The sequence below is a fragment of the Comamonas thiooxydans genome (assembly GCF_002157685.2).
GTDB lineage: Bacteria > Pseudomonadota > Gammaproteobacteria > Burkholderiales > Burkholderiaceae_C > Comamonas > Comamonas testosteroni_H.
The window spans coordinates 651,584-673,427 of record NZ_AP026738.1 but is presented as its reverse complement, the minus strand read 5'-3'; the positions used below and the strand labels follow the sequence as shown (position 1 = coordinate 673,427).

Genomic DNA, 21,844 nt, shown 5'->3' with positions numbered 1-21,844 from the left:
TATGACCTGAAGGCAGGATTATCGTTTGACCAAAGTCATGACGGCGCACAACATCCTGCATATTCCTGCGGCCACGCCAGCGGCGTGGCCATCCCACAAACCCAAGACCCTTCTGTTTCGTCATGAGCGCCACGCCCCACGCCTCTTCCACCGCTGCCCGATTTGTCTCCTCCAACGAGATCCGCACGCGCTTCTCGCGCGCCATGTCCGAGATGTACCGCAAGGAAGTGCCGCAGTACGGCACGCTGATCGACCTGGTGGCCGATGTCAACGCTCTGACGCTGCAGGCCGATCTGGAGCTGCGCCAGCGCATGAGCAGCAGCGGCGAGCTCGAGCGCCTGGATGTGGAGCGCCATGGCGCCATCCGCGTGGGCACGGCCGAGGAACTGGCCACGCTGCGCCGCCTGTTCGCCGTGATGGGCATGGAGCCCGTGGGCTATTACGACCTGTCGGTGGCCGGTGTTCCCGTGCACTCCACGGCCTTTCGCCCCGTGCATGACGAGGCGCTGCTGGCCAATCCATTTCGCGTCTTCACCTCGCTGCTGCGCCTGGAGCTGATCGCCGATGAGGCGCTGCGCGCGCAGGCCGCCGAGATCCTCCTGCGCCGTCGCATCTTCACGCCGCGCGCACTGGAGCTCATTGCCCAGGCCGAGCGTGACGGCGGCCTGGACAGCAGCGACGCCGACGCCTTTGTGCAGCAGGCCCTGGAGACCTTCCGCTGGCACAGCGACGCCACCGTGGACGCCGCCACCTACAACGCGCTGCAGAAAGCCCACCGACTGGTGGCCGATGTGGTGTGCTTCAAGGGACCCCACATCAACCATCTGACGCCACGCACGCTGGACATCGACCTGGCCCAGGCCGATATGCCCGCGCGCGGCATGGATGCCAAGGATGTGGTCGAAGGCCCGCCGCAGCGCGCCTGCCCCATCCTGCTGCGCCAGACCAGCTTCAAGGCGCTCAAGGAAGCCGTACGCTTTACCGATGCCGACGCCAACGCGGACAGTGCCGGCGCCCATACCGCCCGCTTTGGCGAGATCGAGCAGCGCGGCGTCGCGCTGACGCGCAAGGGCCGCGCCCTGTACGACGAGCTGCTGGGTCTGGTACGCGGCATAGACAGCGCGGGCAGTGCCGCGCCCGACTACGCGCACCGTCTGCAGCAGGTCTTCACGCAGTTTCCCGACACGCACGAGCAACTGCGCCGACAGGGTCTGGCTTTCTACCGCTACCGGCTGACCGGGCAGGCTCAGGCCGCGCTTGCCCAAAACCCTGCCGAGGCAGACCTGGAAGCGCTGATCGACAAGGGGCTGGTGCAGGCCGAGCCGATCACCTATGAGGATTTTCTACCCGTGAGCGCGGCCGGCATCTTCCAGTCCAACCTTGGTGGCGAGGAGCAAAAACAATACCAGGCCCATGCCGCGCAGCAGGTCTTCGAGGGCGCACTGGGCGCCCGCGTGCATGACGAAATCGCCTTGTACGAGGCCAGCGAACAGCAATCCAGGGCCCAGGTTCTCGGGCTGCTGTCGGGAGCTGCGGCATGAGTCAGGGCAGCGTACTGGCTCCCTTTGCCGCCGTGTTTGCCGAGCCTGCGGGATCGCCGATACGCGAGCTGTTTCCCTATCTCTCACGCCCCGGCATGATCTCGCTGGCCGGTGGCTATCCATCGCCCAGCCTCTTCGATGCCGAGGGCCTGGCCCTGGCCGCCGCGCAGGCCATGGCCCAGGGTCCGGGCGCGCTCCAATATGGCGCCACCGAAGGCCTGAGCGAACTGCGCGAGGCCCTGGCGCAGCAGGCGCGCGAGCGCGGCATGCAGGCCACGGCCGCCGACATACTGGTGACCACCGGATCGCAGCAGGCCTTTGACCTGCTGGTGCGCGTGCTCGTCGAGCCCGGCGACACGGTGCTGGTCGAGGTGCCCGCCTATCCCGCCACGCTGCAGGCCCTGCGTCTGGCGCAGGCGCGCATCCTGCCCATTCCCATGGACGAGCAAGGCCTGCAGACCGATGCGCTGGCCGATCTGCTGGCCACCTTGCCGGCCGGCCAGCGCCCCAAGCTGCTCTACACCGTGCCGAACTTCTCCAACCCGCGCGGCACGCTGCTGGCGCAGGAGCGCCGCGAAGCCCTGGTGCAACTGGCCCGGCAGCACGGCTTCTGGGTGGTCGAGGACGATCCCTATGGCGAGCTGCGCTTCGACGAGCCCGGCGGTGTCCCCCAAGCCATGCCGGGCACCGTGCGCGCCGCGGGCGAGCGGCTGGCCGAGCCCGGCGCCAACCCTGTCATCTATCTGTCCAGCCTGTCCAAGACCGTGGCCCCCGCGCTGCGCGTGGGCTGGATGCTGGCCGACGCGCCGCTGCTGCGCCGCTGCACGGTGGCCAAGCAGACCGCCGATCTGTGCACCTCGCCGCTGACGCAGTCGGTCGCTGCCTGCTATCTGGGCAGCGAGCGCTACCCGGCTACCGTGCAGCGCGCGCGCCAGGAATACCAGCGCCGCATGCAGGCCCTGATCCAGGGCCTGGACGCGGCACCGGACAGCGGCATACGCTGCTCGCGCCCTGCGGGCGGCATGTTCGTCTGGGCCGAGCTGGACCGCCGCATCGATCCGCAAAAGCTCTTCGATGCCGCCGTCGCCCTGGGCGTGATCTATGTGCCAGGCAAGGCCTTCTATCCTGCCGCCCCCGACCTGCACACGCTGCGCATGTCGTTTGCCGCGCCCGCGGTGCCGCAGATCGCGCAGGCGGTGGAGCGCCTGTGTCAGGCCGCAGCACAAAGCCGCTGAGATAAAGCACCCCCTGTGCCGCTTCGCGTCTTCCCCCTCTCTGGCTTCGCCGGAGGGGGACGGCACCGACGCTGCGGGGCGGCCCTTGCGCAGCGCCCGGCCATGCACAGCGCCATGAAATCACGGAGATACGGGAGCCCAGCTGCACCGGCCAGGGCCGCGCGGCATAATCGGGGCTCAGATATCTTCTTACCCATGGCCTGCCTGCACCTGTCCACCGCTGCCCGCCTGCGCCGCTCTGCCCTTGCCGCAGAGCTGCCCGCGCGTGCCTGCGTGCTGCGTGCGCTGCACACACGCCGCCATGGCATTCCCACCGCATTCGTGAGCCTGAGCGGTGTCACGGCCATGCTTTCCGCCGCCGTGCGGATGGCTTGAAGCACACAGCTCACCTCCTCCGCACGGCCTTCCCAAACAGCATTTCCCTGGTGCATGGGAGAGGTACGTCCACGTCTTTGGCGTCCGTACTGTCACGCGCACCGCATCTTGCTCAAAGGACGCTCCGGAGGTCAGCCATGGACATGGAACTCACTCAAAATTTCTTGCGCGGCAAAAACCCATGTGCCATGGGCTACCGCTGGTTTGTGCGCAACAACCTGGCCGGCGGCGACTACCAGGCAGCCATGGACACCCAGGTGGCCGCAGGCCGCGTGGAGGATGCACGCTGGCTGCTGGAGAACTTCGGCTCCACCAACAGCGTGCTGGAGCTCGAGCACCTGGAGGCCGACAACTTTGTCTATGCCGGCACCCTGATCGTGCATGGCGATGTGCGCGTCCCCGGCCAGCTGCTGGTAGGCCGCAGCCTGCAGACGGGCGGCGGCATACGCGCGGGCAAGCTGGAAGCGGGCGAGGAAATTCAATGCGGCGGCGCCATCTTTGCCGGTGAATTGCTCCAGGCCGGCGGCAGCATCAAGGCGGCCTGGAGCGTGGAAGTCGAGGGCGAGGTGCGCGCCGAAGACCTGCGCTGCGGCTGGGAGCTGCGCGGCGGCAGCCATGTGAAGCTCAAGGGCAATGCCCATATCGGCCAGGAAGTGCAGGTGCAAGGCGATATGCACTGCGGCAAGGGCCTGAAGGCGGGCGGCGCCATCGAGGTGCAGGGCCTGCTCGATGTAGGCCATGGCATTGCCGGCAACGACGGCATTCTGTGCGGCAACCATATTCAGGCCGGCTGGGGCATCAAGGCCCAGGGCGATATCCGCGCGGCTTGCAGCATCCGCAGCGGCGAGACCCTGCAGGCCGATGGCGAGATCGCGGCCGGCCCGGGCTACGGCGTGTTTGCCGGCATGAATGTGCAGATGCAGGCCTGGCCCGACTGCGCCTGGGTGCGCGCGCTCAAAAAGCCCGAGGCGCTGATCAGCGGCTTCTGGGAAAATGCGGCGCTCACCCCCTGAGGCGCTTCGCGCCCTCCCCCTCTCTGGCTACGCCGGAGGGGGACGACACCCTCGGTGCGGGGCGGCCCTTCCTCGGTGTCCCTGAGCAAGCGGCCCTTCTCACAGTGCAGCAGACGCTTTGCCGCACTCTGCGGAACACAGGCAAAATAGCTTTTTTGACCCAAGGTCGGCGCCCGGCGTCCGCCTGTTGATAAGAGAGTCTGCCCCGTGTTTACCGGCATCATTCAGGCCGTGGCAAAGATTGCCGCGCTGCGCGACCAGGACGGCCTGCGCACCTTCATCATGGAGTTCCCCGAAGGCTTCTGCCAGGACCTGGCCATTGGCGCCAGCGTCTCGCATGACGGCGTCTGCCTGACGGTGACCGAAAACCTCTCGCCTACCAGCGCCAGCTTTGATGTGATGCTGCAAAGCCTGAACATCACCACGCTGGGCAGCTGCAAGGCCGGCGACACGCTCAATGTGGAGCGCGCCGCCAAGGACGGTGCCGAGATTGGCGGCCACCCCTTGTCGGGCCATGTGGACTTCATGGCGCCGCTGCTGGAGGTGATGCAGACCGAGACCAATCACAAGATCCGCTTCGGCATTCCCGAGGCCTTCCGCCCCTATGTGTTTGCCAAGGGCTATATCGCCGTCAACGGCGCCAGCCTGACGGTGGCCGAGGTGAATCGCAAGGAGGGCTGGTTCGAGGTCTGGCTGATTCCCGAAACCCTGCGCATGACGGTGTTCGGCGACAAGAAGGTTGGCGATCTGGTCAATATCGAGATCGAGCGCAGCACCCAAGTGGTGGTCGATACCGTGCGCGAGACCGTGGAAGCCAGCCTGGGCCGGCTCAAACCCGTGCTCGAAGCCCTGCTGCAGGAAAAAGGTCTGAGCCTGGACGATTTTGTGGATGTGCCGCAACTGCCCAAGCAATAGCCCCAGGTACGGGGCAAGCGTCAGAACGTCTTCCGGCGCTTACCCCATGCCCTCTTTTCAGAGAGCCGGTTTGAAGCGCTTGAGCCGCAGCGCGTTGGAGAGCACGAATACGCTGGACAGTGCCATGGCTCCAGCCGCAAACACCGGCGACAGCAGCATGCCGTTGAACGGATAGAGCAGACCTGCCGCCACCGGTATCAGCGCCACGTTGTAGGCAAAGGCCCAGAACAGGTTCTCGCCAATGTTCTTCATGGTGGCCTTGGACAGCGCAATCGCATTCGGCACGCCCGAGAGATCGCCCGACATCAGCACCACATCGGCCGCCTCGATGGCGATATCGGTGCCCGTTCCTATGGCGATGCCCACATCGGCCTCGGCCAGGGCCGGCGCGTCGTTGATGCCGTCACCCACATAGGCCAGCGTGCCATGTTCGGCCTTGAGGCGCTTCACGCTCTCGACCTTGCCGCCGGGCAGGACCTCTGCCACCACCTCGTCAATGCCCAGTTGCCTGGCGATCGCCTCGGCCGTGTGGCGGTTGTCGCCGGTAATCATGGCCACCTTCAGGCCCAGAGCGTGCAAGGCATCGATCGCGGGCTTGGTGGTGGGTTTGATGGGATCGGCCACGGCAATCATGGCTGCCACCTTGCCGCCGATGGCGGCATACAGCGGCGTCTTGCCTTCACTGCCCAGGCGCTCGGCCTCGGCCGCAAAACCGTCAACGCTCAGACCGAGTTCGCGCATGAACCGGTCGGCACCGATCTCCACCTGATCGCCAAGCACCACGGCACGCACGCCGAAACCGGTCACCGATGCGAAGTCGCTGATAGCCGGAACCTCCAGCCCCTCGGCCTTGGCCGCATCGGCAATGGCGCGCGCAATCGGATGCTCGCTGCGGTCTTCCACGGCAGCCACCTGCGCCAGCACGGCAGCGCGCTCGAAGCCGTCGGCCAGCACCAGGTCGGTGAGTTCGGGACGGCCACGGGTCAGCGTGCCGGTCTTGTCCACCGCCACCACCCTGGCATCCTTGAGCTGCTGCAGTGCCTCGCCCTTGCGCAGCAACACTCCCATTTGCGCGGCACGCCCGGTTCCCACCATGATGGAAGTCGGCGTGGCCAGGCCCATGGCGCAGGGGCAGGCAATGATGAGCACGGCCACGGCATTGACCAGGGCAAAGCTCAGCGCAGGATCGGGGCCCCAGATCAGCCAGATCACAAAAGTCAGCAGGGCCGCCGCCATGACGGCCGGCACAAACCACATGGTGATCTTGTCCACCAGCGCCTGGATCGGCAGCTTGCTGCCCTGGGCCTGCTCCACCATGCGGATGATCTGCGCCAGCAGCGTATCGGCGCCCACCTTGGTGGCTCTGAAAGCCAGCGCGCCATTCTGATTGACTGTGCCGCCCACCACTTCGGCGCCCTCGGCCTTCTCGACGGGCACGGGCTCGCCGCTGATCATGGATTCGTCGACAAAGCTGCGGCCTTCGATGACCTCTCCATCGACGGGAATACGCTCGCCGGGGCGCACTTCGATCAGGTCGCCGGCACGCACCTGGGCAATGTCGATTTCCTGCACCAGGCCGCCCTTGCGCACGCGCGCGGTCTTGGCCTGCAACTGCACCAGGCGGCGAATGGCCTCCGAGGTATTGCCCTTGGCACGGGCCTCCAGAAAGCGGCCCAGCAGGATCAGCGCGACGATGACGGCCGCGGCTTCGAAGTACACATTCACGGTGCCTGCGGGCAGCCATTGCGGCACAAAGGTCGCGACCACCGAATAGGCGAATGCCGCCGAGGTGCCTACCGCGACCAGAGAATTCATATCGGGCGCAGCGCGCAGCAGGGCGGGCACGCCTTTCTCGAAGAAGCGCCGGCCCGGCCCGAACAGCACCACGGCCGTCAGCGCGAACTGGATGTACCAGCTGTTCTGCGTGCCGATGCTGCCTGCAATCCAGTGGTGAAACGCGGGCACCATGTGACCGCCCATCTCCAGCAGAAACACGGGCAGTGCGAACAGGGTCGCAAAGATCAGGGAACGCTTGAGCGATTCGCGCTCCTGCGCCTGGCGCTGGGCCGTGGCGTCCTCGCCGGTGGTGGCAGCGTTGCGCTGCACGGCTTGCGCTTCATAGCCGGCCTTTTCAATCGCCGCGATCAGGGCGCCCACCGCCACGTCGCCCTGCAGTTGCACGCTGGCGCGCTCGGTCGCGAGATTCACCACCGCGTCCTGCACTCCGGGCACTTTCTTGAGCGCACGCTCCACACGGCCGACGCAGGACGCACAGGTCATGCCGCCCACCTGCAGATCCACGCTTTGCGCAGGCACTGCATAGCCTGCCTTTTCAATCGCCGCCACGGCCTGCGGCAGGATGGCCGCAGCCTGCGCCGGATCGGCCACGGTGAGGCTGGCTTTTTCCGTGGCCAGATTCACCACGGCCTCCTGCACACCGGGCACTTTCTTGAGCGCCCGCTCCACCCGGCCCACGCAGGATGCGCAGGTCATTCCTTCGACAGACAGCTCAAAGGCTCCGCTTTTGGTCAGTGCATTCATCGCGTTCTCCATTCACGTTGAAGGCCACTGTAGAGATTGACATCATGTAAAGGTCAAGCACCCCACAAAAACCTCTGCAGCAAGGGTGCAAACCTGCGGCGGTTCAATCTGTGATTTCGGGCAGTCCGAAATGCTCCAGCAGGTACGCCTCGGCCTGCGCAAGCATGGCCTGCAGGCCATGCCGTGTGGAACTTGCCATGTGCGGTGTCAGCACCGTATTGGGCAGATCCATCAAGGCTTCGGAGACTTGCGGCTCATGCACGAACACATCAAGTGCCGCAGCCGCAATCGTGCGTTCCTGCAACGCCTGCTGAAGCGCTTTTTCATCCACGATGGAGCCACGCCCCACATTCACCAGCACGCCCTGCGGGCCCAGTGCCTGCAGCACTTCGGCATTGATCAGGCCTCGGGTTTCAGGACCGCCGCCGGCGCAGACCACGAGAAAATCCACATCTGCGGCCAGCTCCAGCACACTGTCACACCAGCGGTAGGGCACATCGTTCTTGGGAGCGCGCCCCGTATAGGCAATCGACATATCAAAGGCCTGCGACCGCCTGGCCACAGCACGGCCGATGCGCCCCAGGCCGACGATGCCCATGCGCTGCCCCGAAAAGCGCAAGGTGGGTGGATACCGTCCCCGCAGCCAGCGACCGTGTCGCACAAACTCATGGGCCTGCACAATCTCACGCGCGGCAGCCAGCAGCAAAGCCAGCGTGTGATCGGCGATATCTTCGGCGGAGATAGCTGGCGTGTTGCGCACCTTGATGCCCATCTGCTCTGCGGCGTCGAGATCGATGCCGTCCATACCCACGCCCATGACCACAATCAGCTCCAGTGCAGGCCACTGCAGCAACTGCTCGCTACCGATGACGGACTGCGCATTGCACAGCATGGCGCGCACCTGGCCGGACAGCGAGCTGCTGCGGGAGCTATCAAGCGCAGCGGCCTCAAGCAGCTCGAACTGCAGCTGCAGTCTCTTGCGCATGGCTGGCGTCAGCGCCGTGTGCAGCAGCAGCCGAGGACGCTTCGGGAGCGGTGATTCATGAATGGACATAAGAGAGCTTTCGGCAGATCGATGCAGTCTTCGCTTCCCGCTCGCAGCGGGCGGGAAGCCAGAGCGGGCCTAGTCCAGCACGCGGGAATCGCGGCGGATTTCCTCGCGGCACATGGCCTCCCAGAGAAAGGGAAAGCCGTTGAGGTCGGTGCGCGCTCCGGTCGCCTGGATCACGGCATCGCTCAAGGGGGTGCCGCCACCGAGCGCCTGTACCCGCCAGGCCAGGCGGCAGCGCCACTCCAGCGTGATGGCACGCAGATGCGCCTGGCGCAGGTTCTCGCCCACCACCAGTGCACCATGATTGGCCAGCAGTGCCCATTTGCTCTGGCCCAGTGCGCTGGCTACGGCATTGCCCAGCTCACGCTGCTCCACCGTGCCCCGGTATTCGTCATAGACCACGGGATCGGTATCAACCAGGGCAGAGGTCTGGTCATAGACCGGCGGCACCTTGCCCGTGGCCGACCAGACCGAGCTCCATTCGGGATGGTTGTGGATGACCACGCGCACATCGTGGCGCTTTTCATGCACGTCCATGTGCAGCCGGATGGCCGGAGTGATATTCCACTCGCCCTCGATCATCTGGCCTTGTGCATCCAGCCGCAGGATGTCCGAAGCCGTCAGCTCGCTCCAGGTCAGCTCCCAGGGATTGGCCAGATAGCTGCCGTCATCCAGGCGCAGCGTGATGTGGCCCGCGATATGGTCGTTATAGCCTTCGCGCGAGAGCACGCGGCACAGCAGCGCAAGCTGCTGGCGATCACTTAGCGCGGGCAGCAGTGGCTTGCGGCCCGGGCGCGGCGCGTATCTGGACAGCAGTTCCCGGTTCAGTCCGTCATGGCGCATGCTGCCTCCTGTTCGTTGTGCTTCCGGGCGACAGCGCCCTGGCGTGCAAACACCGATGCACGGTGCATGCGGCGCTGGTGCGGCGCATAGTCCATGATGGCGTTGTGCACCACGCTGCGGTTGTCCCAGATCACCATATCGCCCAGTACCCAGCGGTGCTTGAACAGGAACTCCACCTGCATGCAGTGCGCATGCAGATAGGCCAGGATGGCACGGCTTTCGGCCTGTGGCAGACCATCTATATGCGTGACATAGGTGGGACTGACATAGAGCGCCTTGCGTCCCGTGAGCGGATGCACTCGCACCAAGGGGTGCAACTGGCGACGGTTTTGCGCGACCACTTCCACATAGCGCTCATGCGTGCAGATTCCATGCTGCAGCGCTGCCGTCATGGGCGCGTTCATGTCATGCCAGGCACTGAGGCCCTCGAGGTACTGCTTCATCTCCGGCGACAGCGCGTCGTAGGCACTGGTCATGCTGATCCAGCAGGTATCTCCACCCGTGGGCGGCAGGATGCGCGCATGGGTCATGGTGACGATGGGCGGACTGGGCAGAAAGCTCTCGTCGTGGTGCCACATATCGGCGCGGTCACCGAGCTTGGAGTCTATGACTGTGATCTGCTCATAGCCCTGGCCCAGATTGGGATAGAAGGTATGGACTTCGGCCTCGCCAAAATGCCGGGCAATCGCCAGATGCTGGTCGGGCGTCATATCGGGCACATGCAGCACCAGTGCTTCATGTCTGAGCAGGGCGGCTTCCAACTCCTGCAAGGTTTGCGCAGACAACGGGTCTGCCAGGTCCAGCTTCAGCACTTCGGCACCGATGCGCGGGCCGAGAATCTGAACCGAGATGGGGGATGACATGGGCTTTCTCCTCTATGCAATGTCTTGCCCGAGTGCAGCGCTTCTGTCTCCTCCACAGCGTCTGCCCCAGGCTCTGTCGGGCTGCTCCTTAACGCTAGGATGGTGAGCAGCCCGGTACAAAGTCTAGGCAGAGGGAGTGCGTTTTTCCACTCGCATTCCAGCTCCCTCAAAGACGTCGCAAGTCATTGATGGAAAAAGCAAAAATCAACAGCAACAGGTAAACCGAAGACAGGACTTGCATTTCATGGAAGCGCCCACCACCCCACGCCCCAAGGACCAGTTGCCGCAACCGCGCAAACAGCCTGTGCAGGCACGCTCCAGAGCGCTGGTTGATGCCATTGCCGAAGCCTGTTTGCGTCTCCTCGAAAAAGAGGGCGAGGACGCGCTCACGGTCAATCGCATTGCAGAGGTGTCGGGTGCTGCCGTGGGCTCCATCTACCAATACTTTCCCAACAAGGAGTCCATGATTGCGGCAGTGTATGAACGCCTGCTCGATCAGGAATCCGAGCAGCTTTTCCAGATGCGCGAGCAGTTACAGGGCCTGTCGCTCGAAGCCATATTGCGCCAGATCTTTGCGAACATGATCCGGGTCGAGCAGCGCCTGCATCAGCTCAGCCATGCGTTCCACGCGCGCTATCGCACGGCCTTGCATCTGGGCCTGTGGCATGCACCGCAGCCCAGCCGGGAGGAATTCATCAACACCACCTGGCTGCCACTGCTGCAGATGCATGGCTCGCAGGTGCAGACCGACAACCTGCCACTGACTGCCTATCTGCTGGGCCAGGGCCTGCGCGAGATCATTCACAGCGCCGTGCACGATGTGCCGCAGCAGGCCCGCTCACCCGAGTTTCTCGACGCACTGGTGGCCATGGCCATGAGCTGCGTGAAGCGAGGCTAGAAAAACAAAGCGCGACACAGGGGTCGCGCTTCGAGCGGGGCTGGCCAAGCCTATCGGATATGCGCGATCACGGCGCCCAAGGTCTGCGCAGTGCCTGCCTGCGCGGCCAATGTGACACGACCGCTCTTGTGGGCCGAGACCTGCATTTCCATTTTCATGGCTTCCATCACGGCGATCACATCGCCTTCCTTGACCTCGTCGCCATCGGCGACCTTCCAGGCATGCAGATTGCCGGCAATCGGCGAGATGACCGCGTCAGGGTCCACGCTTTGCTGCACGGCGGCCTGAGCCACGCCCGTCGTCGGCGCAGACAGACCTTGCAGCAGCATGGCGGGCAGGCCCATTTGCACGCGGCGGCCGTCGATCTCGATGGCGGTGCGCAGCAGGCTGGTATCGGCCACAGGCTCGGCACGGGCAGCCGCTGCCAGCGGCTCGGCAAACTCGGTCTCGATCCAGCGGGTGTGGACATTGAAGCCATTAGCCCCCACAAAGTCGGCCTGATTCAGCACAGCCCTGTGAAAGGGCAGCACCGAAGCCACGCCCTCGATGCGGAACTCTGCCAGCGCGCGACGCGCACGGGCCAGGGCCTGCTCACGCGTGGCTCCGGTGACGATGAGCTTGGCCATCATGGAGTCGAACGTGCCGGGGATCACCGAGCCGGTTTCGACGCCGGAATCGAGTCGCACGCCCGGCCCCGAAGGAGGGGCAAAGCGCGTGATCAGACCCGGTGTGGGCAGAAAGCCGCGCCCCACATCTTCGGCATTGATGCGGAACTCGATGGAATGGGCGCGCGGCGGCGGAGTCTGCGTGAAAGACAGCGGCAAGCCGTCGGCCACACGCAGCTGCTCCTGCACCAGATCGATGCCCGTGGTTTCCTCGGTCACGGTGTGCTCGACCTGCAAGCGGGTATTGACCTCGAGGAAGGAGATGGCGCCATTGCCGCTGAGCAGAAATTCCACGGTTCCGGCGCTGATATAACCTGCCTGCGCACAGATAGCCTTGGCCGCACTGTGAATGCGCTCACGCTGCGCCTCGGTGATGAAGGGTGCGGGCGCTTCTTCCACCAGCTTCTGGTTGCGGCGCTGCAGCGAGCAGTCGCGCGTACCCAGCACCACCACATTGCCATGCGTGTCGGCAATCACCTGCGCTTCGATATGGCGCGGCTTGTCGAGGAACTGTTCCACAAAGCATTCGCCACGGCCGAAAGCCGTCACGGCCTCGCGCACGGCAGAGGCATACAGCTCTGCCACTTCGTCCATGCGCCAGGCGATCTTCATGCCACGGCCACCGCCACCAAAAGCAGCCTTGATGATGATGGGCAGGCCATGCTGCTGGGCAAAGGCCAGCACTTCGTCGGCATCCTTGACGGGATCGGGCGTGCCGGCCACCAACGGCGCTCCGACCTGCAGCGCAATCTTGCGCGCCTCGACCTTGTCACCCAGCTTGGCAATGGTGTCGGGACGCGGACCGATCCAGATCAGACCCGCATCCAGCACGGCCTGCGCAAAGGCTTCGCTCTCGGACAGAAAGCCATAGCCGGGATGCACGGCGTCGGCGCCCGAACGCTTTGCAATCGCAATCAGCTTGGCGATGTTCAGATAGGTGTCGGCGGGCTTGTCGCCATCGAGGCCGTAGGCTTCATCGGCGCGGCGCACATGCAGGGCATCGATATCGGCATCGGCATAGACGGCGACGGACTTCACTCCGTAATCCGCGCAGGCTCGCGCGATGCGCACGGCGATCTCGCCACGATTGGCAATCAGAACTTTTTTCATCAACTCACTCCTCATTGCGCGCTTGCAGGCACCAGCTCTGCAAAGGCGCGGATGGGGTTAAAACGAATCCAGGCACCTACGGGAATCTGCCCCGCAAGGTCCAGATGATGGGGTGCCACACAGCCGATGACGGGATAGCCGCCGGTCAAGGGGTGGTCGGCCAGAAACAGTACAGGCTGGCCGCTGGCAGGAACCTGGATGGCCCCCAGCGGCGTGCCTTCGCTGGGCAGCTCGCTGGTCACGGCGCGCGTCAGCGCCTGTTCGCCGGCAAGGCGCAAGCCCACGCGGTTGGACTGGGGCGTGACCTGCCAGCGCTGGGCAGCCAGCAAGGCCACGGCTTCGGGCGTGAACCAGTCGGTGCGCGGGCCCAGTTCCACATCCAGCACCACCTCGCCGTCCGGGGCCGGCAGTTCCTGCTCCGGCAGGGCAAACTCGGCCACCACGGCATGGGCGGCCGGCAGCACCGCCAGCAACTGCCCGCTGTGCAGGGCGGGCGGGCCGACATGGGCCAGGGTGTCCGTCGAAGCGCTGCCCAGCACGGGAGCCACTTCGTAGCCGCCGCGCACCGCCACATAGCAGCGGGCACCGGCCACGGGCTGGGCAAGGCTCAGCGTGTCGCCATCGGCCAGCGCAATCGCGGCATAACGCGGCGCAGACCAGCGGCGTCCGTCGGCCGTGGTGATGCTGATGGGCGCATCCGCGCCCGTCACTGCAACGACGTTCTCGCCTACGCTTTGCAGCGACAGGCCACCACCTACCGTCTCCAGCACCGGTAGCTGGCTGGCATTGCCGACCAGCCGGTTGGCCGTCTTGAACGCTGCCTGATCCATGGCACCGGAGGCAGAAACGCCCTGCCCGGCCTGGCCGTGGCGACCCATGTCCTGGAACAGCGTGAGCAGACCCGTGGCGCGTACACGCAAGGCGCAGCCATTGAAACTCGTAGCTGCTTGCGCCTGATCGTTCTTGATCCCAGATGCTTTTCCATCTGAAATCGAATCAGGGAAATCGTCAGAAGCTACTTTTTGCGTAGCAGCATCGACAAACTGCACACGGTAGCCGGGCTGCAGCAAAGCCGGCAGATCGCGCGCCAGATCCCACATCGCGGCGTCGGTCACGCCGATGATCTGCCAGCCGCCGGGGCTGGCCTGTGGATAGACCGCGCTGAAGGTTCCGGCCAGCGCCACCGCACCGGCCGGAACCTTGGTTCGCGGCGTGGCACGGCGTGGCACGTTGAAGATGGGGTCCCCGCCGCTCAGATAGGCAAAGCCCGGCGCAAAACCGGTAAAGGCTACCGACCATTCGCTGCCGGTGTGGCGGCGCACCACTTCCTCGGCCGTTATGCCCAGTATCTGCGCGACTTCAGCGAGATCTTCTCCGTCATAGCGCACGGGAATCTGCACCAGTACATCCGAGCGCTGCACGCTGCCGCTGAGATCGCAGTCGGCAATGCGCCTCACCAGTTGCGCTGCGCCGATGATATGGGGCGCGAACTGCACAAGAATGGTGCGCGCGGCAGGCACCAGCTCCTGCACGCCTTCTATGGGCTGGGCCTGCAAGGCACCCAGCAGCACCAGCGTCTGCTGCAGATCGGCCAACTCCACCAGAATGGCCTGGCGGTTGACGGGCAAAAAGCGCATGGTGCTCATGGCGCTGTTTCCACAAAGGAGGTGATCTGCACGCCCTCCTGCTCGAAACGCTGGCGGATGTTGCGCGCAATGGCCACGGCACCGGGACTGTCGCCGTGCACGCAGATGGAGTCTGCCTCCACGCGCACCAGGCTGCCGTCCACGGCCTCGATCACTCCCTCGCGCACCAGGGTCAGCATGCGCTGGGCGATCAGGTTTTCGTCGTGCAGCACGGCGCCGGGTTCGCGGCGCGAGACCAGAGCGCCGTCGGGCGTGTATCCGCGATCGGCAAAGGCTTCGGCCACTACGCAGAGGCCTGCATCGCGGGCCCATTCAATCAGGGGCGCACCTGCCAGCGCCATCAGCACCAGGCTGGGATTGATGGCCTTGATGGCATTGATCACATCCATGGCCTGACGCTTGTCCTGGGCAATGGTGTTGTAGAGCGCGCCGTGCGGCTTGACGTACTGGACGCTGGTGCCGGCTGCCTGCGCCAGTCCTTGCAAAGCGCCGATCTGGTAGATCACGTCGGCCACCAGATCGCCGCTGGCCACATCCATGTTGCGACGCCCGAAACCCGACAGGTCGCGGTAGGCCACATGTGCGCCGACAACCACGCCGCGCGCCTTGGCAGCCCTGAGCGTGGTCAGCATCCCGGCCGGGTCGCCGGCATGAAAGCCGCAAGCCACATTGGCGCTGCTGACGATGTCCAGCATGGCCGCATCGTCGCCCATGCGCCAGGCGCCGAAGCTCTCGCCCAGATCGCTGTTCAAATCCATTTTCATCATTCGTCTCCCGGTCAGCCTCAATGCAGCTGACCTGCGTTTTCCAGCAAATCCTGCTGCACCGTCATGGCCGTATGAATGGCTGTGCGTATGCCCTGAATCTGTGTGTCCAGCGCCATGCTGGCCATGCCGGGCTGGCGTGCCGCCTGCTGCGGCAGCGCGGGTATGTGAATAAAGCCGCCGCGCACGCCGGGGCCCGCACGGCGAGACAGCCTGTGCATCAAGGCATAGAACACATGGTTGCAGACAAAAGTGCCGGCCGTGTTCGATACCGAAGCCGGAATGCCCGCGTCCCGCAGATGGCGAACCATGGCCTTGATGGGCAGGGTCGAGAAGTAGGCCGCGGGCGCATCGCGCACCACGGACTGATCGACGGGCTGATGGCCCGCGTTGTCGGGAATGCGGGCATCGTCGATATTGATGGCCACGCGCTCCGGCGTGATTTCCGAGCGCCCGCCGGCCAGTCCCAGGCTGATGATGAGCGTGGGCTGCAGCCTGGTCAGCGCCTCGTCGAGCGCCACCATGGCCGCGCCGAACACGCAGGGTAGTTGCACGGCATGCACCACACCGTCCGCAATCAGCTCGCCGTCCAGCGCGCGCGCCACCTCCCATGAGGGGTTGACGCTATCTTTGTCGAAGGGCTCGAAGCCGGTCAGCAGGATTCGGTGGGCAGCCTCAGTCATGGCAACTCTCTCTTAACGGAACATCAGGAAGTTGAGCAGGAACACATTGACGATCAGCAGCGTGATGGCCGTGGGAACCTGCGCACGGATGACGGCATTCTTGTCAATTTCCAGCAGTGCTGCGGGCACCAGGTTGAAGTTGGCCGCCATGGGCGTGAGCAAGGTGCCGCAATAGCCCGACAACATGCCGACCGCCGCCATCACGGCCGGGTCACCATGGTAGACGCCAACCAGCACGGGCACGCCCACACCGCCGGTCATCACCGGAAAGGCTGCAAAGCCATTGCCCATGATGACGGTGAACAGCGCCATGCCGATCACGTACACGGCCACGGCCACAAAGCGCACATCCATGTTGATGTAGGTGGTGGTCACATAGGCCACGGCCTTGCCCACGCCGGCATCCGAGAACACCAGACCCAGCATGCCCAGCATCTGCGGCAGCACCAGGGCCCAGCCCAGTGCATCGATCAGGCGGTGCGACTCGCGCAGGCCCTGCACGGGGGTCTCGCGTGTCATCTTGCAGGCCAGCACCAGCGCAATCACGCAGCCGATGCCCAGACTGACCAGCGTGCTGTTCTTGGGATCGATCAGGGGAGTGCCGCCAAAGACCAGATGCTTGGCCGACAGCGTGCCCACCATGGTGATCAGCGGGATGGCCAGCGCCGGCACGAACAGCTTGTTGCCCAGGCGCTTGGCACTTTCCAGGTACTGCGCATCGGTGCGCGGCTGATGCTTGCCACCCATCACGCCGCCGAAGCCGGCAATCAGGGCCATGACGACCGCGACCGCCCCCACCCATACGGGCGGCAGCAGATCACCGACGAGGAACACCAGCGCGTACAGCGCCCAGAACAGGCCTGCCGAGAAACGGCGCGGGTTGCTGCCGTCGCGCAGCGTCATCACGGCCGTCACCGCCAGCACCAGGCCGACGAGGTAGTACAGGTATTGAATGGTGATGGTCATGCCTGTTCTCCCTGGGCAGATTTCTTTTCCGCAGCAATTTCACGCGCCAGCTGCTTGTCCAGGCGATGCAGGCGGAAGGCATGGATGGCAAATGCCGAGATGGCCGTGGGGATGCCCCACAGCGCGACATGGATCGGCTCGACCTCGATGCCCGCCTCCTTCAGGAAGGTGGTCATCAGCACGATTGCGCCGAAGGCCACAAAGATGTCTTCACCAAAGAACAGGCCCACGTTGTCCGTGGCAGCCGACATGGCACGCAGCTTCTCGCGCACCTTGCCCGACAGCTTGCCGTAGCGGTTTTCCGTCGCGCCTTCGGCCATGGGAGCCAGCAGCGGACGCACCATCTGGGGATGCCCGCCGAGGCTGGTCAGGCCGATGGCTGCCGTGAGCTGACGCGCTGCCAGGTAGACGATCAGCAGGCGGCCGGCTGTGGCCGACTTGATGGAGCTAATCCAGTTCTGCGCATGCTGACGCAGGCCATGGCGCTCCAGCAGGCCGATCACGGCCAGCGGCAGCAAGATGATGAGCGGCAGATTGCGGGTCTTGATGAACCCGGTCCCGATGGCGGCCAGAACCTTGTCCACCGGAAAGCCCGCCGCAAAGGCGGTGCCGATGGCGGTCACGATGACCACCAGCATGGGGTTAAAGCGCAGCGCGAAGCCGGCAATGATGATGAGCACGCCGATCAGCGGCCACAGGTTTACGTCTACAGGCATGGAAGCCTCCGGAAATCACGCCCTGATCCGCTGCGCGGCGGGCTCTACCAAAGACGGGAACGCTCTCAGCAACCCGCCCAGCTCTTTTGAGGAAGGCTGGGCAGCTCTGCTTTAGACCTGCTTCATTCCTCGAATTGTTGAACAATCTATTTAGATTGATTCCACAAATGAAATTGTTTGCAGAACAAATAGACTTTGTAATAGAGCAAACCCTAGGTTGCACCACTCTTTTGGACTTCTCTGAGCCAACAGAACGATGGCTACACTCTGGCGACAGCCAAAAGGGAACGCCATGAAAGTCGCAGCAGAGGTCCAGAACCTGACCGAACGCATCGCCGAAGAAATACGCAGCCAGCTGGTCAAGGGCGTGCTGAGCCCGGGCCAGCGGTTGTCCGAAGCGGCGCTCAGCGAAGCGCTGGATATTTCGCGCAACACCTTGCGCGAGGTGTTCCGCATGCTGACCAAGGAAGGTCTGCTGGTACACGAGCCCAACAAGGGCGTATCGGTGGCCGTGCCCAGCATGGCCTCCATCATCGACATCTATCGCGTGCGGCGCATGATCGAGTGCCAGGCCCTTGCACAGGCTTACCCCATGCACCCGGCACTGACGCGGATGCGCGAGGCCGTGGAAAGCGGCCAGCGCCACAGCGAGGCCGAGGACTGGTCCGAGGTGGGCACCGCCAATATGGCGTTTCACAAAGCCATCGTGGCCCTGGCCGACAGCGAACGCCTCAACGAGATGTTCTCCCATCTGCTGGCGGAGCTGCGTCTGGCCTTCGGCCTGCTGCGCGACCCGCATTTTCTGCATGCACCTTATGTGAGCATGAACCTGAAGATTCTGCAGATCTTCGAAGCCGGCAGGCCCGCGGAGGCGGCACAGGAGCTCAGTGCCTACCTGGTGCATTCCGAACGCATCATTCTGGCCGCCTATGCCCGGCGTCTGGCAGAGGCGGGGATCAAGGCCCCTTGAGCGATCTTGTTCAACAAAATGCCATTTTCAATAGAGGTAAAGCAATAAAACACCCTACGTTTCATTGAAACTCGTTGAAATCCCTCATAGATGCTTGTTGAGACAAATGCTACTTTTGGCACAACTCTTGCCTGAGTTCATTCGTCCGCATCTCTTATCCGAGGAGTTTTCATGAAGCGTCGCATTTTCTGCGCCACAGCAACCTTGCTCGCCGGCATCGGCATTGCCGGTCATGCCATGGCACAAACCAAGTGGGATTTCGCCACCGCATACGGGCCTGGAAACTTTCACTCCAAGAACAACGAACTGTTCGTGAAGGATGTGGATGCGGCCACGGGCGGCAAGCTCAAGATCACGCCGCACTTTGGTGCATCGCTGTTCAAGATGCCCGAAATCAAGCGTGCAGTGCAGACCGGCAATGCACAGATGGGCGAGTTCTTTCTGGTGAGCTTCCAGAACGAGTCGCAGATCTTCGGCGCCGACGGGCTGCCGTTCCTGGTGAGCAACTATGACGAGGCCTACAAGCTCTATCAGGCTCAGAAACCCGCGCTGCAAAAGCTGCTGGACAAGCAGGGACAGGTGCTGCTGTACTCCGTGGCCTGGCCTCCCCAGGGGATCTATACCAAAAAGCCGGTCAACTCCGCGGCCGATCTCAAGGGCATGAAGTGGCGCGTGTACTCACCCACTACCGCCCGCATTGGCGAACTGATTGGCGCCCAGCCCGTGACCGTGCAGGAGGCCGAGCTGTCCCAGGCTCTGGCGACCGGCGTGGTGGATGGCCTGATCACCTCCAGCGCAACCGGTGCCGACAACAAGCTGTTTGAAAGCCTGAAGTACTACTACAACGTGCAGGCCTGGATTCCCAAGAATGCCGTGACCGTGAGCAAGAAGGCCTTTGGCGCACTGGACAAGAACACCCAGGGAGCCGTGCTGAAGGCCGCTGCCGCCGCCGAGCAGCGCGGCTGGAAAGAGTCCAGAGAAGTGGATGCGCGCTCGATTGCCGCACTCAAGCAAGGCGGCATGCAGGTCGAGCAGCCCTCGGCCCAGCTCAAGGCAGACCTGGGCAAGATCGGCGCGACCGTGATCAAGGAATGGACGGACAAGGCCGGCGCTGACGGCCAGACCATTCTCGACGGCTACAAGGCTGGCAAGTAAGGCGCAGATTGCATCGATTCGCCCGACCCCGGCATCCGGGGCGGGCGGTCGATGACCTCATCCTCTCAGGAAGACAAGCATGCGCAAGTTACTCAACGGCCTCTATGACGGCAGTGCCTGGCTTGCCGGCATCGCCATGATCGGCGTGCTGGCGATGGTGCTGCTGACCATCACCAGCCGACTCTTTGGCTTCAGCGCCCCGGGCACCGATGCCTACGCAGGCTACGCCATGGCGGGCGCCGGCTTCATGGCCCTGGCCAGCACCTTGAAGAAAGGTGAACATATCCGCGTCACCCTGCTGCTGGGTGCGCTCAAGGGCAAGGCCTACAAGGCGCTGGAACTGACCGCCCTGGGCATCGCCACCATTCTTTCGGCCTTTCTGGCTTTCTATTCCACGCGCCTGGTCTGGCAGTCCTGGGAGATCGAAGACATCTCCGTGGGCATAGACGCCACACCGCTGTGGATTCCCCAGATCTTCATGGCTCTGGGCACGATTGTTTTCTTCATCGCGTTCTGCGACGAACTGGTGCTGGAGCTGCTGGGCAAACGCAAGGCGGTAGAAAAGGAGGGAACCCCTCATGAATGAAATCACCGCAAGCATTGCACTGATCGTGGTGCTGCTGGTCCTGCTTGGCGGCGGTGTCTGGGTCGGACTGACGCTGGCAGGCGTTGCCTGGTTCGGCATGGAGTTCTTTACCGCGCGCGCAGCGGGCGACGCCATGGCCATGACCATCTGGGGCTCTGCCAGCAGCTGGACCTTGACGGCCTTGCCCCTGTTTGTCTGGATGGGCGAGATTCTCTACCGCACCAATCTGTCCGAGAGCATGTTTCGAGGTCTGGCGCCCTGGGTCAATGCGCTGCCGGGCCGCCTGCTGCACACCAATGTCATCGGCTGCACGATTTTTGCGGCGGTGTCCGGCTCCTCGGCCGCCACCTGCGCCACCGTGGGCAAGATGAATGTGCCCGAGCTGCGCAAACGCGGCTATCCCGAGAACATGGTGATCGGCTCACTGGGCGGCCCCGCCACGCTGGGCCTGCTGATCCCGCCCTCCATCATCCTGATCGTCTACGGCGTATCGGCCGAGCTGTCGATCTCCAAGCTCTTCATGGCAGGCGTGCTGCCAGGCATCATGCTGGCACTGATGTTCAGCGGCTGGATCGTGGTCTGGGCCTTGATGAACCCGGACAAGGTGCCCAAGGCCGAAAGCACCATGGGCTTCAAGCAGAAAGTCTACGAGTCGCGCCACCTGATCCCCGTCGTGCTGCTGATCTCGGGCGTGATTGCCAGCATCTACAGCGGCATTGCCACGGCGACCGAAGCTGCCGGCATTGGCGTGATGGGAGCGCTGATTCTGTCGGCCCTGCAAGGTGCATTGAGCTGGAAGAACTTCAAGGAATCGCTGTTCGGAGCCACCCGGCTTTACTGCATGATTGCGCTGATCCTCGCCGGTGCAGCCTTCATGACCTTGTCCATGGGCTATATCGGTCTGCCACGCCAGCTGGCCGAATACGTGGGCAGCCTGAACCTGTCGCCCGCCATGCTGATTGCGGTGCTGGGCCTGTTCTACATTCTCATCGGCTGCTTTCTGGACGGCATCTCCACCATTGTGCTGACCTCCGGCGTGGTTCTGCCCATCATCCAGGCCGCAGGCATCGACCCCCTTTGGTTCGGCATCTTCCTCGTGATCACGGTGGAGACCGCTCAGATCACCCCACCGGTGGGCTTCAACCTGTTCGTGCTGCAGGGCATGACGGGCAAGCAGATCACCTATCTGGCCCGCGTCTGCGCACCGTACTTCCTGCTGATGGTGCTGGCACTGGTCATACTGTGGTTCTTCCCGCAGATCGTGACCGTGCTGCCCAATAATATGTAAGCAAAATCGCTCTGCATGAA

General features: G+C 63.9%; 20 protein-coding genes. 10 read left to right on the top strand and 10 right to left on the bottom strand.

What is annotated here, in order from left to right:
• Positions 1-122 precede the first annotated feature (122 nt).
• From hglS to CTR2_RS03035, 5 genes are all read left to right on the top strand, one after another.
• On the top strand, positions 123-1,541 hold the full coding sequence (gene hglS / locus CTR2_RS03055) for a 2-oxoadipate dioxygenase/decarboxylase HglS (RefSeq protein ID WP_087085129.1): 1,419 nt from the start codon (positions 123-125) through the stop codon (positions 1,539-1,541).
• The gene (locus CTR2_RS03050) at positions 1,538-2,776 is read left to right on the top strand and encodes an aminotransferase-like domain-containing protein (RefSeq protein WP_087085130.1); all 1,239 of its coding nucleotides are present in this window, start codon (positions 1,538-1,540) and stop codon (positions 2,774-2,776) included. The genes hglS and CTR2_RS03050 overlap by 4 nt, the downstream gene beginning before the upstream one ends.
• 195 nt (positions 2,777-2,971) lie before the next feature.
• Complete coding sequence (locus CTR2_RS03045; protein ID WP_012836954.1) at positions 2,972-3,151, top strand: hypothetical protein; 180 nt, start codon at positions 2,972-2,974, stop codon at positions 3,149-3,151.
• Between the two features lie 143 nt (positions 3,152-3,294).
• On the top strand, positions 3,295-4,164 hold the full coding sequence (locus CTR2_RS03040) for a FapA family protein (RefSeq protein WP_238707597.1): 870 nt from the start codon (positions 3,295-3,297) through the stop codon (positions 4,162-4,164).
• A gap of 207 nt (positions 4,165-4,371) precedes the next feature.
• The gene (locus CTR2_RS03035; protein ID WP_087085132.1) at positions 4,372-5,079 is read left to right on the top strand and encodes a riboflavin synthase subunit alpha; all 708 of its coding nucleotides are present in this window, start codon (positions 4,372-4,374) and stop codon (positions 5,077-5,079) included.
• Between the two features lie 57 nt (positions 5,080-5,136).
• On the opposite strand, the gene CTR2_RS03030 is transcribed toward CTR2_RS03035, so the two are convergent.
• The 4 genes from CTR2_RS03030 to CTR2_RS03015 all read right to left on the bottom strand — a co-directional run bounded on the left by CTR2_RS03030 (position 5,137) and on the right by CTR2_RS03015 (position 10,377).
• Complete coding sequence (locus tag CTR2_RS03030; protein WP_087085133.1) at positions 5,137-7,620, bottom strand: heavy metal translocating P-type ATPase; 2,484 nt, start codon at positions 7,618-7,620, stop codon at positions 5,137-5,139.
• Positions 7,621-7,723: 103 nt separating this feature from the next.
• Positions 7,724-8,674, bottom strand: a complete 951-nt coding sequence (locus CTR2_RS03025) for a 2-hydroxyacid dehydrogenase (protein ID WP_087085134.1) — start codon at positions 8,672-8,674, stop codon at positions 7,724-7,726.
• A gap of 69 nt (positions 8,675-8,743) precedes the next feature.
• Positions 8,744-9,514 carry a class II aldolase/adducin family protein gene (locus CTR2_RS03020; RefSeq protein WP_087085135.1) on the bottom strand — a complete coding sequence of 257 codons (771 nt, stop codon included), beginning with the start codon at positions 9,512-9,514 and terminating at the stop codon, positions 8,744-8,746.
• Positions 9,496-10,377 (bottom strand): TauD/TfdA dioxygenase family protein, encoded by an 882-nt coding sequence (locus tag CTR2_RS03015; RefSeq protein WP_087085136.1) that lies wholly within the window; start codon positions 10,375-10,377, stop codon positions 9,496-9,498. Before CTR2_RS03015 ends, CTR2_RS03020 begins: the two co-directional genes overlap by 19 nt.
• A 244-nt stretch (positions 10,378-10,621) precedes the next feature.
• On the opposite strand from CTR2_RS03015, the gene CTR2_RS03010 reads away from it, so the two are divergent.
• Entirely contained in the window at positions 10,622-11,275 is a 654-nt protein-coding gene (locus tag CTR2_RS03010) for a TetR/AcrR family transcriptional regulator (RefSeq protein ID WP_087085263.1), read from the top strand.
• Between the two features lie 50 nt (positions 11,276-11,325).
• Here the strand turns inward: CTR2_RS03010 and CTR2_RS03005 are convergent, their stop codons facing one another.
• The 6 genes from CTR2_RS03005 to CTR2_RS02980 are packed head-to-tail and all read right to left on the bottom strand — an operon-like array spanning position 11,326 to position 17,825.
• Complete coding sequence (locus CTR2_RS03005; protein ID WP_087085137.1) at positions 11,326-13,050, bottom strand: acetyl/propionyl/methylcrotonyl-CoA carboxylase subunit alpha; 1,725 nt, start codon at positions 13,048-13,050, stop codon at positions 11,326-11,328.
• Between the two features lie 11 nt (positions 13,051-13,061).
• Positions 13,062-14,687 (bottom strand): 5-oxoprolinase subunit B/C family protein, encoded by a 1,626-nt coding sequence (locus tag CTR2_RS03000; RefSeq protein ID WP_087085264.1) that lies wholly within the window; start codon positions 14,685-14,687, stop codon positions 13,062-13,064.
• Positions 14,688-14,692: 5 nt separating this feature from the next.
• Positions 14,693-15,460 carry a LamB/YcsF family protein gene (locus CTR2_RS02995; protein WP_087085265.1) on the bottom strand — a complete coding sequence of 256 codons (768 nt, stop codon included), beginning with the start codon at positions 15,458-15,460 and terminating at the stop codon, positions 14,693-14,695.
• Between the two features lie 20 nt (positions 15,461-15,480).
• Positions 15,481-16,143 carry a pyroglutamyl-peptidase I gene (gene pcp, locus CTR2_RS02990; RefSeq protein ID WP_087085138.1) on the bottom strand — a complete coding sequence of 221 codons (663 nt, stop codon included), beginning with the start codon at positions 16,141-16,143 and terminating at the stop codon, positions 15,481-15,483.
• Between the two features lie 12 nt (positions 16,144-16,155).
• Positions 16,156-17,109: a DUF979 domain-containing protein gene (locus tag CTR2_RS02985; RefSeq protein WP_012836946.1), complete on the bottom strand. Its 954-nt coding sequence runs from the start codon at positions 17,107-17,109 to the stop codon at positions 16,156-16,158.
• Positions 17,106-17,825: a DUF969 domain-containing protein gene (locus CTR2_RS02980; RefSeq protein ID WP_087085139.1), complete on the bottom strand. Its 720-nt coding sequence runs from the start codon at positions 17,823-17,825 to the stop codon at positions 17,106-17,108. Before CTR2_RS02980 ends, CTR2_RS02985 begins: the two co-directional genes overlap by 4 nt.
• A gap of 292 nt (positions 17,826-18,117) precedes the next feature.
• Here CTR2_RS02980 and CTR2_RS02975 point away from each other — a divergent pair, with 292 nt between their 5' ends.
• From CTR2_RS02975 to CTR2_RS02960, 4 genes are all read left to right on the top strand, one after another.
• Entirely contained in the window at positions 18,118-18,795 is a 678-nt protein-coding gene (locus CTR2_RS02975; protein WP_012836944.1) for a GntR family transcriptional regulator, read from the top strand.
• 171 nt (positions 18,796-18,966) lie between these two features.
• Positions 18,967-19,950 carry a TRAP transporter substrate-binding protein gene (locus tag CTR2_RS02970; protein ID WP_087085140.1) on the top strand — a complete coding sequence of 328 codons (984 nt, stop codon included), beginning with the start codon at positions 18,967-18,969 and terminating at the stop codon, positions 19,948-19,950.
• A gap of 79 nt (positions 19,951-20,029) precedes the next feature.
• Complete coding sequence (locus CTR2_RS02965; protein ID WP_034357232.1) at positions 20,030-20,536, top strand: TRAP transporter small permease; 507 nt, start codon at positions 20,030-20,032, stop codon at positions 20,534-20,536.
• Positions 20,529-21,824: a TRAP transporter large permease gene (locus tag CTR2_RS02960; RefSeq protein ID WP_087085141.1), complete on the top strand. Its 1,296-nt coding sequence runs from the start codon at positions 20,529-20,531 to the stop codon at positions 21,822-21,824. Before CTR2_RS02965 ends, CTR2_RS02960 begins: the two co-directional genes overlap by 8 nt.
• Positions 21,825-21,844 lie beyond the last annotated feature (20 nt).